The 13,951-nt window shown below is 59.8% G+C and carries 13 protein-coding genes; 10 read left to right on the forward strand and 3 right to left on the reverse strand.

Annotated features, from left to right (window positions below; all coding sequences use genetic code 11):
- Positions 1 to 11 precede the first annotated feature (11 nt).
- The 3 genes from NIT7645_RS05775 to miaA all read right to left on the reverse strand — a co-directional run bounded on the left by NIT7645_RS05775 (position 12) and on the right by miaA (position 3,982).
- Positions 12 to 1,676 (reverse strand): ABC transporter substrate-binding protein, encoded by a 1,665-nt coding sequence (locus tag NIT7645_RS05775; RefSeq protein WP_008560268.1) that lies wholly within the window; start codon positions 1,674 to 1,676, stop codon positions 12 to 14.
- Positions 1,677 to 2,056: 380 nt separating this feature from the next.
- Positions 2,057 to 2,881 (reverse strand): helix-turn-helix domain-containing protein, encoded by an 825-nt coding sequence (locus tag NIT7645_RS05780; protein ID WP_008563124.1) that lies wholly within the window; start codon positions 2,879 to 2,881, stop codon positions 2,057 to 2,059.
- 228 nt (positions 2,882 to 3,109) lie between these two features.
- Positions 3,110 to 3,982: a tRNA (adenosine(37)-N6)-dimethylallyltransferase MiaA gene (gene miaA, locus NIT7645_RS05785; RefSeq protein ID WP_050686456.1), complete on the reverse strand. Its 873-nt coding sequence runs from the start codon at positions 3,980 to 3,982 to the stop codon at positions 3,110 to 3,112.
- A gap of 146 nt (positions 3,983 to 4,128) precedes the next feature.
- Here miaA and pyrH point away from each other — a divergent pair, with 146 nt between their 5' ends.
- The 10 genes from pyrH to fabZ all read left to right on the forward strand — a co-directional run bounded on the left by pyrH (position 4,129) and on the right by fabZ (position 13,947).
- Positions 4,129 to 4,878, forward strand: a complete 750-nt coding sequence (pyrH, locus tag NIT7645_RS05790; RefSeq protein WP_008561591.1) for a UMP kinase — start codon at positions 4,129 to 4,131, stop codon at positions 4,876 to 4,878.
- A gap of 217 nt (positions 4,879 to 5,095) precedes the next feature.
- Positions 5,096 to 5,659: a ribosome recycling factor gene (gene frr / locus NIT7645_RS05795; protein ID WP_008562913.1), complete on the forward strand. Its 564-nt coding sequence runs from the start codon at positions 5,096 to 5,098 to the stop codon at positions 5,657 to 5,659.
- Between the two features lie 9 nt (positions 5,660 to 5,668).
- Positions 5,669 to 6,427 (forward strand): undecaprenyl pyrophosphate synthase, encoded by a 759-nt coding sequence (gene uppS / locus NIT7645_RS05800; protein WP_037302429.1) that lies wholly within the window; start codon positions 5,669 to 5,671, stop codon positions 6,425 to 6,427.
- Positions 6,424 to 7,215 carry a phosphatidate cytidylyltransferase gene (locus NIT7645_RS05805; protein WP_008561828.1) on the forward strand — a complete coding sequence of 264 codons (792 nt, stop codon included), beginning with the start codon at positions 6,424 to 6,426 and terminating at the stop codon, positions 7,213 to 7,215. Before uppS ends, NIT7645_RS05805 begins: the two co-directional genes overlap by 4 nt.
- Positions 7,215 to 8,393, forward strand: a complete 1,179-nt coding sequence (gene dxr / locus NIT7645_RS05810) for a 1-deoxy-D-xylulose-5-phosphate reductoisomerase (RefSeq protein WP_008561873.1) — start codon at positions 7,215 to 7,217, stop codon at positions 8,391 to 8,393. The genes NIT7645_RS05805 and dxr overlap by 1 nt, the downstream gene beginning before the upstream one ends.
- Positions 8,394 to 8,397: 4 nt before the next feature.
- Positions 8,398 to 9,747, forward strand: a complete 1,350-nt coding sequence (gene rseP, locus NIT7645_RS05815) for an RIP metalloprotease RseP (RefSeq protein WP_050686334.1) — start codon at positions 8,398 to 8,400, stop codon at positions 9,745 to 9,747.
- Between the two features lie 338 nt (positions 9,748 to 10,085).
- On the forward strand, positions 10,086 to 10,211 hold the full coding sequence (locus tag NIT7645_RS19740; RefSeq protein WP_261394468.1) for a hypothetical protein: 126 nt from the start codon (positions 10,086 to 10,088) through the stop codon (positions 10,209 to 10,211).
- 126 nt (positions 10,212 to 10,337) lie between these two features.
- Positions 10,338 to 12,731, forward strand: a complete 2,394-nt coding sequence (gene bamA, locus NIT7645_RS05820; protein ID WP_037302427.1) for an outer membrane protein assembly factor BamA — start codon at positions 10,338 to 10,340, stop codon at positions 12,729 to 12,731.
- A 5-nt stretch (positions 12,732 to 12,736) separates the two neighbouring features.
- Positions 12,737 to 13,375: an OmpH/Skp family outer membrane protein gene (locus NIT7645_RS05825; protein ID WP_037302424.1), complete on the forward strand. Its 639-nt coding sequence runs from the start codon at positions 12,737 to 12,739 to the stop codon at positions 13,373 to 13,375.
- A 107-nt stretch (positions 13,376 to 13,482) separates the two neighbouring features.
- Positions 13,483 to 13,947: a 3-hydroxyacyl-ACP dehydratase FabZ gene (gene fabZ, locus NIT7645_RS05830; protein ID WP_008558920.1), complete on the forward strand. Its 465-nt coding sequence runs from the start codon at positions 13,483 to 13,485 to the stop codon at positions 13,945 to 13,947.
- Positions 13,948 to 13,951 lie beyond the last annotated feature (4 nt).

The raw sequence follows: 13,951 nt of genomic DNA on the forward strand, positions 1-13,951 counted from the left end.
ACCCGGACAGTTCAGGCGGCCCAACCCCATTTGTAGTGGTGGTGCTCAAACGAGATGTGCATGTCGGCACCGCTGACGCCTTCGCGCATGTGGCGATAAAGCGAGCGCCAGTAGGGCTGGATGGTCACGCCTTCGTCCTGGATGATGGCTTCCATCTTGGCCATCACCTCGCGCCGCTTGTCGGCGTCTGCGATGGACAGCGCTTCGGCGAGCAGGGCGTCAAACTCTGCGTTGGACCAGCCGAACTCATTCCATGCCTCACCCGAGCGATAGGCCAGCGCATGGATCTGCACGCCCAGCGGGCGGTGGTTCCAGTTGGTGGAGCTGAAGGGGTATTTCACCCAGTCATTCCAGAAGGTGGAGCCAGGCAGAACGGTGCGTTTGACCTTGAAACCCGCGTCACGCAGCTGTGCCGCCACCGCGTCGGTGGTGTTCTTGCGCCAATCATCGTCAATCGAGATGATCTCATGCTCAAAGTCGAGCATGCCCGCCTCTTCCATCAAGGCCTTTGCCGCTGCGGGATCCACCTTGCGTGCTGGCAGTTCGGCGTATTCCGGATGGATCGGACCGACGTGGTGGTTTTCGGCTGGCTGGCCGCGACCACCATAGCCCAGTTCCAGGCACACGTTGTTGTCGACGGCCATCGCCAGCGCCTGACGAACACGCTTGTCGGCATAGGGTTTCTTGCCGTCCACCTCTGCGAGCTGATTGGGGCGCACGACGATGGTAGACATTGTGACAACTTCGGATTTTACGTAGCCGAGGCCGTCCATCACGTCGATGAACTCTCCAACGGATTCATACAGCAGATCAACCTCGTCGGATTCCAGCGCTGCGAGCCAAGACGCGGAGTCGGTGCCGAAATCGACATATTCGATCCGATCTAGCGCTGGCCGGCCAAAGACCTCTTCGCCCCACCAAGTGTGGTCAGTATTGCGATCCAGTGCGGCCTTGACGCCAACCTCCAGCTCGCTCAGCACATAGGGGCCCGTGCCGACATTCTGGGTGAAATCGTCGGTCTGAAAACTGCTGTGGACGATTGCCGCCGGATAATCGGCCATGCCGGGGATCAGTGAGATGTCGGATGTTGGCAGGGTCAGCCGGACGGTATGGCTGTCGACCACCTCGATTGCGCCATCAATTGCCTTGCCGGTATTGCCGTCTACAAGCGTGCCAAAGCGGCCGGCCATGGAGTTGCCTTCCACGTCCTTTTCACACCAGCCCGCGATGTTGCGCGCAACGTCCTCGGCGGTGAAGTCATCCCCGTTGTTCCACTTCACGCCCTTGCGGACATTCAACGTGTAGACGGTGGCGTCGTCGTTGATCTCCCAGCTGTCGAGCAACATGCCACGGATGGAGCCGTCGTTGTTGTACTCTACCAGATATTCCATTGTGCCGCGGGTCAGGTTGCCCATCTGGGACCAGTCGTAGGTGCGCGGATCCTTGAGAGGACGGACCTCCATCTGGCAGCGCATGGTGCCGCCTTCCTTCATGTGGCCGGCGGCCTGAACCGGACTGTCCAGACCGATCAGCCCATAGGCGGCAGAGGCGGTGACACCGAGCGCAGTGGCGCGGGTCAGAAATTCGCGTCTGTCCATCTTCCCCGCAAGTGCTTCAGAGGCATACATCTTTGCGGCCGGGTGGATCGCGGTCCCGGTGATGGTGTCGTTTGTCATGTAACTCTCCCTGTCGCGCCACGTATCTTTCCTCTGGGACGGCTAGGTGCCTGGTCATCTGCCTGGCGCCTGACGTGGTGCTGTTGTCAACAATTGTTGCCCCGTGACGACATTCGGCCCCAGATGCGGTGTCACGTCAATGCGCGAAATCGACGTTTTCACATATTTTTCCGACATTTCAGGGGTCGCTTTTTGGTTTTTGCGACCTAGGACGTGTCGTTTTTGTCTGGAACTGGGCAGATGTGCCCAGTTCGATGCGGCTGATTGGAGTGGAGATTCTCGCGCATTTTAGGGAAGTCTGTTTGGCTGGTTGCGCGGCTCATGCGTTGCGGCCTGCCAGAGCAGCTCTGTGGTCCGGTCGGAGTGATTTGTGGGCGCGCTCAAGCCGCCTTTTTCAGACGCTCACGGGCCTGTTTGCGCAATCGGCTTGGGGTTTCGCCAGTATGCTGGGTGATGAACCGCGTGAAATAGGCCGCACTGCCAAAGCCAAGGGTGGCCGCAATGTCGCGCATCGGGAGGTCGGTTGAAACCAGCAAGCTTCGCGCAGCATGCAACTGACGCTCTGTCAGCAGGGCACCCGCTGTTTTCCCGGTTTCAGCCTTGCAGACCCGCGTCAAATGGGTCGGCGTGACATTCAGCTCGGTGGCGTGGTCGGCCATGCTGGCATGCTGTGCATAGCACTGAACGATCCGGGCGCAATAACCCTGCGCCAGCCGCTGGGCTGCGGTCAGTTTCGGCTGAGCCGTGTCCTGCGCGGACAGCAGCCGACGGATATGGATCGCCAGTAGCGCGCCATGTGCCTGCATGGCCCGGTACCAAAGCGCAGGGCGGGTCTGCTGCTCATTCTGCATGGCTTGGATTGCGGCGTTTATCACGGCCTGATCCTGAGCGTCCGGAATGCGCAGCGCGACAGCCTGTTCTGGAAAGTCCATCGGGGTTGATGCCGGGATGATCATCGCCTGACCGATACATTGGCGACCCATTTCCATGGACCATAGTGTGCCCGCAGGAACAAAGATCGCACTATTGGGCCCGAACCCGCGTTGCTGGCCGTTCAGAAAAACCCGACCCTGTCCGCGTGTGATCCAGATGAGTAGGTGATCGTTCAGATCGTGGGCCAGTTCCAACTGCCAGGCGCCGTCAGCGCAAAGCTGGGCGAGGGGGCTGACTTTGATCTCTCCAATATTGGTCGGGTCAAAAGGCATAAGTTCACTGATTATATGTGTGGCATTCAAATTTCTGACCGCACAAGGACACGAAAAAATGATTCTTGCAAGTTTATGAGGCCCCTTGTGCTGCACAATCTTGGATTTAGTCAAGAAAGTAATATTTCACGCACTTAGGGTGCGATATGCGCGCAAAAATTTATTTGAAAAGATCGATGCAGCCCATTGGTGTGGAGGCTTGGCGTATAACTATCTGAAAATGCTGAGTTACGCCGGTCGGTGGTGGATCCAGTCCTTCATGCGACCGCGAAACCATGTGCGTTGGCGTTTGGCGAACTGTCGGGTGGCAACAGAGGCCCGTTCGCGGGCGTCGTCTTCGCTGATCTCTCCACGGTAGAACGCCATCAACTCGGGCACGCCGATGGCTTTGCACGATGGCAGAGCAGGATCGTAGCGGTCTGCCATCGCTGCGATCTCCGCCATCGCACCGGCCGCCATCATCAGGTCAAAGCGGCGCCGGATACGGTCTTCCAGCCAGCTTTTGTCAGTGTCAAAGACGATTGCGGTGCAATCCGCCACGGAGAGATGCGGCGGCGGGGTGTCCGCTTGCCAGTCTGCCAGGCCGCGTCCAGTGGCCGTCAAAACCTCCCAGGCACGTTGAACACGGGCGCGGTTCAAAAGGTCGATCTTGGCGGCTGTCGGCGCGTCCAGGGCGGCGCGCAATTCTTCCAGGGAAAGGGCATCGCCTGCCGCGCGAACCTCTGGCGGGGTTGCGGGAATATCGGCGAGCCCTTGTGTGAGCGCCGAGAAATAGAGCCCGGTGCCGCCAACAATGATCGGGCGGGGGCCAGATTTGAGAAGGGGAAGAACCTCCCGCAGCCAGTGACCGGCGGAGTATTCCGCATCATATGGCAGGTGCCCGTAGAGGCGATGCGGCGCGAGGGCCTCTTCCTCCGCCGAGGGGCGGGCCGTAATGATGCGCCAGCAGTCATAGACTTGGCTCGCATCGGCATTGATGATCACACCGCCTTGGGTTGTTGCAATCTCCAGCGCGAGAGCCGATTTTCCCGATGCAGTGGGGCCGGCAATCAGGACGGGCTTGTCCGGGTCAATCTGGGGCAGCGTCGCTGACAAGCGCATGGGTTGTGTCCTGTTCCTTGGATGTTCCGGCCCGATGATGGTTCTTGCGGCAAAGGCACGAAAAACATCCCGGCAGCGCATTGATCCCGCCGCCGATTTGCTTCATTTTGCGGCCAAATTAACCCCGTCATATTCCGGAGCGCAACATGCCCCATAACATCGATCAGCCGGAGGCCACGCCGGCGGCAACCTATAAACGTGTGATGCTGAAAATCTCGGGCGAGGCGCTCATGGGGGATCAGGGGTTTGGCCTGCATCCGCCGACCGTTCAGCGCATCGCGCAAGAGGTCAAATCGGTCCGCGACATGGGGGTCGAGATCTGCATGGTCATCGGCGGTGGCAACATTTTCCGCGGGCTGTCCGGCTCGGCGCAGGGGATGGAGCGCACAACGGCAGACTATATGGGAATGCTCGCAACGGTGATGAACGCGCTTGCGATGCAGTCTGCGCTGGAAGGTCTTGGTGTTTTCACGCGGGTGATTTCGGCAATTCGCATGGATGAGGTGGCAGAGCCCTACATCCGCCGCCGCGCGGTGCGCCACCTTGAAAAGAAGCGGGTCTGCATCTTTGCCGCTGGCACCGGCAACCCCTATTTCACGACGGATACAGCTGCGACACTGCGCGCCAATGAAATGGCCTGCGAAGCGATCTTCATGGGCAAGAACGGCGTCGACGGGGTTTATGACAAGGACCCCAAAGAGCATGACGACGCAGTTCGCTATGATGAGATCAGCTATGACGAAGTGCTGGCCAAGCGCCTGAAGGTCATGGATGCATCTGCCATCGCGCTGGCGCGTGACAACAATCTGCCGCTCATCGTGTTCCCGCTGGATGAGCCGGGCGGGTTCCGTGGCATTCTGGCCGGGCAGGGCACCTACACGAAGGTGCAGGGCTGACGCCGCCAAAGCGCCGCTTTTGCGAAGTTGATCAAACCGCGTTGCAGCCCCGGCCGTAACGCGGTTTTTTCCTGTCTGCCTTGGCGGGGAGATGGGCCCAAAGTGGCCCAATTCGGGCAAACCCCGGGGTGAAAACCGCCGCATGATCGCTATACAACGCCTTGGCAATGGCTTATGAGCATAGCAAACACCGCCTCAAGTCAGGGGAGAGAGCAGAATGTCTGACGATTTTATTCTTGATACCGATGATCTTCAGCGCCGCATGGATGGCGCAATGGGCAACCTGAAAACCGAATTCGCCTCGCTGCGGACCGGTCGTGCGTCTGCCTCCATGCTGGAGCCGGTCATGGTGGATGCCTATGGCTCCATGACGCCGATCAACCAGGTTGGCACCGTCAACGTGCCCGAACCACGCATGGTTACCGTGAACGTCTGGGACAAGGCCCTGGTTGGCAAGGTTGAAAAGGCCATCCGCGAATCCGGTTTGGGCATCAATCCGCAGCTCAACGGCACCATCATCATGCTGCCAATCCCTGAGCTGAACGAAGAGCGTCGCCGCGAGCTGGGCAAGGTTGCAGGTCAATACGCCGAAAGCGCGCGTGTTGCGATCCGCAACGTGCGCCGTGATGGTATGGACCAGATCAAGAAGGCAAAAGCCGACGGCATGTCCGAAGACGATCAGAAACTGTGGGAAGGCGAAGTTCAGGAGCTGACCGACAAGATGATCAAAGCGGTTGATGCGGCTCTTGAAGTGAAACAAGCCGAAATCATGCAGGTCTGATCCTGATTGATGTCACAGAGAACAGACACCGCCTTGGCGCCTGATCCGGTTGCTCAGACACCGGATCGGGGCCCCAAACATGTTGCGATCATCATGGATGGCAACGGACGCTGGGCCCAGGCGCGGGGTCGGCCGCGTTTGTTCGGGCATCATGCCGGTGCCAAACGTGTGCGGGAGGTGGTGGAATGCTGCCCCGCACTCGGGGTGAAATACCTCACCATCTTTGCCTTCTCTACCGAGAACTGGAAACGAACTCAGGTTGAGGTTGCGGGCCTGATGAGCCTGTTTCGCCGCTACATCTCCAAGGAGATGAAGGCGCTGTCACAGCGCAATGTGCGGGTGCGCTTCATCGGCGATCGGGTTCGGCTCGACAAGAAACTGGTGGGTCTGATGGATCAGCTGGAGCAGGAAACCTCCTGCAATGACGGCACCCATCTGACCATCGCGTTGAATTATGGCGGGCGGGACGAGGTGGCGCGCGCCACCAAGCGTCTGGCGCGCGACGTGGCTGAAGGGCGGCTCAATCCCGATGATGTGGATGAAGAAACCCTTCCGAAATACCTTGATACCCATGTGTTGCCCGATCCCGATCTGGTGATCCGCACCAGTGGAGAAGCGCGGATTTCGAACTTCCTGCTGTGGCAATCCGCCTATGCAGAGTACGAGTTCATCGACACGCTGTGGCCGGACTTCTCTGCCGAGGAGCTAAAGCGCCTGTGCGATGCCTACGGTCAGCGGGACCGCCGATTTGGTGCGGTGAAACCATGAGCCGGGCGGAGCGTTGGGCCGATCTGATGCCGCGGCTGATTTCTGCAGTGGTGATGATTGCGGTTGGCGGCTTTGCCGTCTGGCGCGGTGGGGTGATCTTTGATGTGCTGATTGCCGCCTCCTGCGGCGGCATGATGTGGGAACTCTTGCGGATGGTTGCGCCGCATCGGCAGGGGCTTGCACTGCCGCTTGGCGTTTTGGCGATGGGGGCTGTCCTGGCGGCGTCGCTTCTTGGCGGAACCTATGGGCTGGCGATGTTGCTGGTGCCTGTGCTGCTGGGGGTGATCGGGCTGGATCAGCGGCGTGGCACATTCGCAGGCTTTGGTCTTTGGGTGATGTTTGCCGCCTTTGCCTTTATCTGGATGCGCAGCGCCCTTGGGCTGGACTGGATGGTCTGGCTGGTCGCGGTTGTGGTCGCAACCGATGTTGCGGGCTATTTCGCAGGCAAGGCGCTTGGCGGACCCAAGTTCTGGCCCCGTGTCAGCCCCAAGAAGACATGGTCTGGCACCGCTGCCGGATGGCTGGCCGCAGCGGCGGTGGGCGCGGTATTTGCCGCCGAGGCGGGCATCGGCCTTGGTGTGGTGGTGTTGTCGGTTCTTGTCTCTATGGCGAGCCAGGCAGGCGACGTTGCTGAAAGCGCGCTCAAACGCAAGATGGGCGTCAAGGATTCAAGCGGGCTGATCCCCGGTCATGGCGGTCTGTTTGACCGTTTCGACGGTATGCTGGGTGCGGCGGCGATGGTGCTGCTGGTGCTGAGCATCTGGGGGCTGCCCGGCGGGGCAATGTAATGCGAAAGATCTCTATTTTCGGGGCCACCGGATCCATCGGTCAAAGCACGATCGATCTGATCCGGCGGGCCCCTGATGCCTATGATGTGGTAGCCCTGACAGGCGGTGGCAATATTGGGCAGCTGGCGCGTGATGCGATTGCGCTGCGGGCAGATGTGGCCGTTACCGCCTATCCGGATCAGCTGGATGCACTGCGCGCGGCCCTGGCCGGCCATGATATCGAGGCCGCGGCTGGGCCATCAGCCCTGATCGAGGCTGCGCAGCGGCCCGCAGATTGGGTGATGTCTGCCATTGTCGGCGCGGCGGGGCTTGCCCCTGGTCTGGAAGCGCTGAAGCAGGGGGCAACGCTGGCGCTTGCCAACAAGGAGTCGCTGGTCTGTGCCGGATCTCTCTTGCTGGATACGGCGCGGCGGCACAATGCGCGCATCCTGCCGGTCGACAGCGAACACTCGGCGGTGTTTCAGGGGCTGGTGGGCGAGGACATGGCCGCGGTTGAGCGGATCGTCATCACCGCCTCTGGCGGGGCCTTCCGCGATTGGCCACTTGCGGATCTGAAAACCGCCACTGTGGCGCAGGCGTCCTCTCACCCCAATTGGGATATGGGGCAGCGCATCACGATCGACAGCGCGTCCATGTTCAACAAGGCGCTGGAAGTTATTGAAACACGTGAGTTTTTCGATGTGCGCCCAGAGCAGATCGAGGTGGTGGTTCATCCTGAATCCATCGTCCATGCGCTGGTGGGGTTCAACGATGGCGCCTTGATGGCGCATCTAGGCGCGCCGGATATGCGCCATGCCATCGGCTATGCGCTGCACTGGCCTGACCGTCGCGATCTGCCGGTGGAGCGTCTCGACCTGGCAAAGCTCGCACAGCTGACATTCCGCGCGCCGGATCCTGCCCGCTATCCCGCCCTGCAGCTTGCCTATGATGTGATGGCGCGCGGAGGTCTGATGGGAGCGGTCTTTAACGCGGCCAAAGAACGGGCTCTCGATCATTTTATCGCCGGGCGTATCGGATTTCTTGATATGGCCACATTGGTGGCACAGGTGTTGGCGCAAGTGGACGAGCGAGCAGGCGAGCACGGCATTGATGATGCCATGACCCTTGATACCGTGACCCGCATGGACCATCTCGCCAGAGGTGAGGTCGACAACGCAATTTTGAAACAGACAGGGTAAACCATTGGATCTTGTTTCCTTCCTGCCGCAACTCGGCGGTTTCTTCTATGTGATTGCCAGCTTCGTGGTTGCGCTTTCGGTGATCGTGGCAGTGCACGAATATGGCCACTACATTGTCGGCCGTTGGTCTGGCATCCACGCCGAGGTGTTTTCGCTGGGGTTTGGCCCCGTTCTGTTCAGCCGCGTGGACAAGCGCGGCACCCGCTGGCAGATCGCCTTGTTGCCGTTTGGCGGCTACGTGAAATTCCTTGGCGATTCCGATGCGGCGTCAGGCAAGGACGCTGCCGCAATGGCGGAGGCGTCGGCTGATCCGGCTGCGCTGCGACGTACCATGCATGGCGCCCCCCTGTGGGCCCGTGCGGCAACCGTTGCTGCGGGGCCGGTGTTCAATTTTGTCATGTCCGCAGTTATTTTCGCTGGTGTGTTTTTTGCCTCTGGCACCATCCGCAACCCGCTGACGGTTGCAGATGTGATGCCGCTTCCGGGGTTGGAGCAGGATTTGCAGGCGGGCGACCAGCTGTTGCAGGTCGAAGGCATCTCGGTGCCCTCGCTTGAAGATAGTGCCGCCTGGGAAGGCTTCCGCACGTCTGTGCCGGAACAGCAGCCGCTGCGCTATACCGTGCTGCGCGATGGCCAGCAGGCAGAGGTACAGGGCCCTTATCCCTGGCCGCCGCATGTGCGGGGTGTCGCCCCCCGCAGCGCAGCGGCAGATGCAGATCTGCAGCCGGGTGATGTGATTGTCGCGGTAAACGGCGCGCCGATCTTTGCCTTTGACCAGCTCAAACGGGCAGTTGAGGGCGGCGAGGGTGCTGAGTTGCAGCTGGAGATCTGGCGTGATGGAGACACCTTTGCCACCGCACTGACGCCGCGCCGGGTGGATGAACCACAGGCAGATGGCGGGTTTGCGACCCAGTGGCGGATGGGCATCGTCGGTGGTCTGGCCTTTGAACCGGCCTCCGAGGCCGTCAGCCTGAGCGATGCAATCATTGCCGGGGGCGCGCAGGTTTGGGGCGTAGTGGACATGTCCCTGTCCGGCCTGACGCATATGATCACCGGCGCGATCAGCACCTGTAATCTGTCCGGCCCCATTGGTATTGCGGAAACCTCTGGCGCGATGGCCAGCCAGGGCGCAGAGAGCTTCATTCGGTTTATTGCGGTCCTGTCGACGGCTGTAGGTTTGCTGAACCTCTTTCCTATCCCGGCGCTGGATGGTGGGCATTTGATGTTTTACGCCTACGAGGCAGTCACCGGCAAACCGCCAAGTGATGGTGTGATGCGCGTGCTGATGACCTTTGGCATCGCCGCAATCCTGACACTGATGCTGTTTGCTTTGGGCAATGATCTGTTCTGCTGAGCGGGAAACCAGACGACTTAGTGAGGGCTGCCGAGCAATCGGTGGCCCTTTTTCGTAGGTGATCTTTCGTGGGGGGCATTCATGGCCCGTCATGAAAGGTCGCGTTTGGGACCGGTCGGCGCCAGGGGTGATAGGGGCGCAAGGCACTGAGCGTCAGGGAATTGGATAGAACTTTAACGATCTCATCCAGGGCTGTGGCCCTCTGCGCCCAACTGTCGCCACATTCCCCGATTAACCCTTTGGTAATCTGCTGGTGGGCAGCGCATGGGCGGGTCTTTGCCGGTTTTGCGCTGTGGCAGATGTGGGAAAGTTGACATCAACGGGGGAGAGTGGACGCCATGAGTAGCCTGCATATCACCAATACGGGATTTGGCCTGTTTGTACGCCTGAATTGGGACCGCGCACTGTCGGTTGCGACAATTCTTGGGGCGCTGGTTGCAGGTGCATGGATCGGCAGTCTCTGACTTTTCAAGCTGTTGGACGCTCTTTGGCGCGTGGGTTGAACCCACGCGCCTTTTTGTTGGTTTTGACAACAGCGAATAAACCCGATACGCACGTTTCAAAGCTGTTAAAAAATCGGGTTTTGAACGATGGTTCGGGGGAAAGTCGCGGGTAAATCCTGTGGAGGGCGCACATTGGGTGCCCATATTTTGTATAAAAACGTATCTGCGGCAGCGCTGGCTGTTGCCCTGGGATTTGCCCTGGCGCCTGATTTTGCGGCCGCTCAGAGCTATAGTTTCACAAACGTTCAGGTTGAGGGCAATCAGCGCATTCAGACCTCGACAATCGTTGCCTACACCGGCATCGAGCGTGGCAAATCCGTAAGCGCGGGCGAGTTGAATGACGCCTACCAGCGCATTCTGGACAGCGGTGTGTTCGAGAGTGTGGAAATCGTGCCGCGCGGCAACACGCTGGTCATCAAAGTCACCGAATTCCCGACCATCAGCCGGATCAGCTTTGAAGGCAACCGCCGCATCAAGGATGACGCGCTGCTGGCGCTGATCGAGTCTTCGCCGCGCCGGGTCTTCAATCCGACCGTCGCAGAGCGCGACGCTGCCGCCCTGGCAGAGGCCTATGGTGCCCAGGGGCGTCTTGCTTCGACCGTGACGCCGCGCATCATCCGCCGCAGCGACAACCGCGTCGATCTGGTGTTTGAGATCTCTGAAGGCGACACCACTGAGGTGGAGCGCGTGTCCTTTGTGGGCAACCGGGTGTTCTCTGACCGCCGGCTGCGTCGGGTTCTGGAGACCAAACAGGCAGGCCTGCTGCGCACTTTCATTCGCGCTGATACCCTGATTGAGGATCGCCTGCAGTTCGACCGCCAGGTCCTGCGCGATTTCTACCTGTCGCGCGGTTATGTCGATGTGCGGGTCAACAGCACCAACGCCGAAGTCACCGAAGAGCGCGATGGTGTGTTCCTTGTGGTTGATATCACCGAAGGCCAGCAGTTCACCTTTGGTGAGATTTCCGTCACCAGCGAGATGTCAGAGGCAGACGCGGATGAGTTCCGCGAGGTCCTGCGTCTGCGCCCCGGCGTTGTCTACAATCCAGCGCTTGTCGAAAACGCGATCACCCGACTGGAGACGCTCGCAATCCGCAAGGGGATCGACTTCCTGCGTGCCGAGCCGCGGGTCACGCGCAATGACCGTGATCTGACGCTGGATGTCGAGTTTGTCCTGACCCGTGGACCCCGCGTCTTTGTCGAGCGGATCGACATTGAAGGAAACACAACCACGCTGGATCGCGTCATCCGCCGCCAATTCCGCACGGTTGAGGGCGATCCCTTCAACCCTCGCGAAATCCGCGAAAGCGCAGAACGCATCCGCGCGCTCGGTTTCTTTGAAACTGCAGAGGTCGAAGTTCGCGAAGGCAGCTCGCCCAGCGAGGTTGTCGTTGATGTGGACGTGGTCGAACAACCAACCGGCTCGTTGAGCCTTGGCGGCGCGTATTCCGTCGATGATGGTTTTGGTCTGGCTTTGGGGTTGTCGGAAAACAACTTCCTGGGTCGCGGGCAGCGTCTGTCTTTCAATATCTCGACAGCGCAGGACGCCGAGGAATACACTCTTGGCTTCACCGAACCCTTCCTGCTTGGCCGCGATCTGCGGTTTGACTTGGATCTCGGTCTGGCCGAAACGGACTCCAGCTTCTCGGAGTATGACACCAAACGGGCATTCTTCTCGCCTGCGCTGACATTCAATACCTCGGAAAGCACCCGTCTTCAGGTCCGCTATACCTGGGATATGGATGAGATGATCAGCCGGGGGAATGACACGAACGGGACACCGCTTGCAGGCCCGGTCGTTCGCAGCGAAATTGCGCAGGGCGAACAAAACGCCAGCACCATTGGCTTTACTTACACCTACGACAGCCGCCTGAACGGGTTGGATTCCAACCGCAGTTTCTTGTTTGAGGTTGGCGCCGATTACGCCGGGCTTGGCGGCGATCAGGAGTATGTGCGCACCACAGCCAAGATTGTTGCGCAGCGCCGCATCCTGAACGATGAAGTCACTCTGCGGGCAACCATCGAAGCAGGTGCCTTCAGCTGGCAGGGTGATGGCTTTAGCCGGTCGATTGATCGATTTGTTCTGTCCCCCAGCATTCTGCGCGGCTTTGAACCTGGTGGTGTTGGTCCGCGCGATCAGTCCTCCAATGGGGCGGGTGGCAATTACAACGACTTCCTCGGCGGCAACTATTACGCGGTCGCGCGTCTTGATGCAGAGTTCCCGCTGGGTCTTCCTGAAGAGATCGGTCTGCGGGGTGGTCTTTTCTATGACGTCGGCAACCTGTGGGGGCTGAACAACGCCAACACCGGCGCATCCAGTGCAATTGTCGGGCGTGAAGGGTCGTTCCGCCACGTCGTCGGATTCTCGCTTCTGTGGACCACCGGCTTTGGCCCGCTGCGCTTTAACTTCTCCAAAGCGCTCAAGAAAGAAGACTTCGATGAAGAACAGAACTTTGACCTGACCTTGCAGGCGCGGTTCTGATCGTAATGAAGATGGCTGTGGACACACGGCACATGAGGGCGCTGGCGGGATGGCTGGCGCCTTTTGTGTGCGCGGTTGCGACGGTTTCCGGTACGGTGGCAAATGCACAGTCTCCGGGGCTGCCCGGCGTGGGCTTCTCCATGGGAGAACCATATCAGCTGGGTGCGCCACAAACGGGGCTTTTGACGATTCAGTCTGACCGGCTTTATGCCGAGAGCGCCTTTGGTAAGCGCATCGCCCGCGAGCTGGAAGCAGAAGGCGCTGTTCTTACTGCAGAAAACCGCCGTATCGAGGCCGAACTGCGGGCGGAGGAACTGGACCTTACCGCGCGTCGGACCGAAATGGACCCAGCGGCCTTTCGTGCGCTGGCTGATGCCTTTGACGAGAAGGTTCAGGAAACCCGCCGCAGCCAGGACCGCAAACTGCGGGAGATCAATCAGATGGGCGAGGATGCCCGTCGCGAGTTTTTTGCCGCCTCATTGCCCATCCTTCAGCAGATCATGCGTGAGGCAGGGGCCGGTGCGATCCTCGAACACGCCAGCGTGTTTCTCAGCTCGGATGCGTCGGATGTGACGGATCTGGCAATCGCTCGCATCAATGACGTCCTGGGCGATGGGACAGCACCGGAAGACGGCAACGAATAGCCTGCACACTGTCACCGCTGCTGCGTCGTGGCAGGGCGGCCTACGCTTGCCCCGGCGGCGGGCAGTTGCTAGGACATAGTCAACATTCAGAAAACGGGAAAACCGCAATGACAACCGAGCTGAAAAGCGCCGACATTCATCTGATCCAACGGATCCTGCCGCACCGCTACCCGTTCCTCCTGGTGGACAAGGTTGTCGAGATCGATGGCTATTCCTCGGCCTGCGGCATCAAGAATGTCACCATGAACGAGCCGCATTTTCAGGGGCATTTCCCGGGAACGCCGATCATGCCGGGCGTCACCATCGTCGAAGCGATGGCCCAGACCGCCGGCGTGATGCTGGGCGTTGGCATGGACATGATCGACACCGAGCTGCTGATCTACTTCATGAACATCGACAAGTGTAAATTCCGCCGCAAGGTCATCCCCGGTGATGTTCTGGAAATGCGGGTTGAAACCACCCGTGGCAAGCCGGGCGGCAAGATTTTCAAATTCAAGGGTGTCGCAACCGTGGATGGCGAAGTCGCAGCAGAGGCCGAGTTCTCTGCCATGGTCGATCTGCAAAAGGACTGATCGC

It is taken from the genome of Phaeobacter italicus (genome assembly GCF_001258055.1).
Taxonomy (GTDB): domain Bacteria; phylum Pseudomonadota; class Alphaproteobacteria; order Rhodobacterales; family Rhodobacteraceae; genus Phaeobacter; species Phaeobacter italicus.

Bases quoted from the DNA above. Each gene is read 5' to 3' on its own strand.
- NIT7645_RS05775 (WP_008560268.1), bottom strand. From the start codon at position 1,676: ATGACAAACGACACCATCACCGGGACCGCGATCCACCCGGCCGCAAAG.
- NIT7645_RS05780 (WP_008563124.1), bottom strand. From the start codon at position 2,881: ATGCCTTTTGACCCGACCAATATTGGAGAGATCAAAGTCAGCCCCCTC.
- miaA (WP_050686456.1), bottom strand. From the start codon at position 3,982: ATGCGCTTGTCAGCGACGCTGCCCCAGATTGACCCGGACAAGCCCGTC.
- pyrH (WP_008561591.1), top strand. From the start codon at position 4,129: ATGCCCCATAACATCGATCAGCCGGAGGCCACGCCGGCGGCAACCTAT.
- frr (WP_008562913.1), top strand. From the start codon at position 5,096: ATGTCTGACGATTTTATTCTTGATACCGATGATCTTCAGCGCCGCATG.
- uppS (WP_037302429.1), top strand. From the start codon at position 5,669: ATGTCACAGAGAACAGACACCGCCTTGGCGCCTGATCCGGTTGCTCAG.
- NIT7645_RS05805 (WP_008561828.1), top strand. From the start codon at position 6,424: ATGAGCCGGGCGGAGCGTTGGGCCGATCTGATGCCGCGGCTGATTTCT.
- dxr (WP_008561873.1), top strand. From the start codon at position 7,215: ATGCGAAAGATCTCTATTTTCGGGGCCACCGGATCCATCGGTCAAAGC.
- NIT7645_RS19740 (WP_261394468.1), top strand. From the start codon at position 10,086: ATGAGTAGCCTGCATATCACCAATACGGGATTTGGCCTGTTTGTACGC.
- bamA (WP_037302427.1), top strand. From the start codon at position 10,338: ATGGTTCGGGGGAAAGTCGCGGGTAAATCCTGTGGAGGGCGCACATTG.
- NIT7645_RS05825 (WP_037302424.1), top strand. From the start codon at position 12,737: ATGAAGATGGCTGTGGACACACGGCACATGAGGGCGCTGGCGGGATGG.
- fabZ (WP_008558920.1), top strand. From the start codon at position 13,483: ATGACAACCGAGCTGAAAAGCGCCGACATTCATCTGATCCAACGGATC.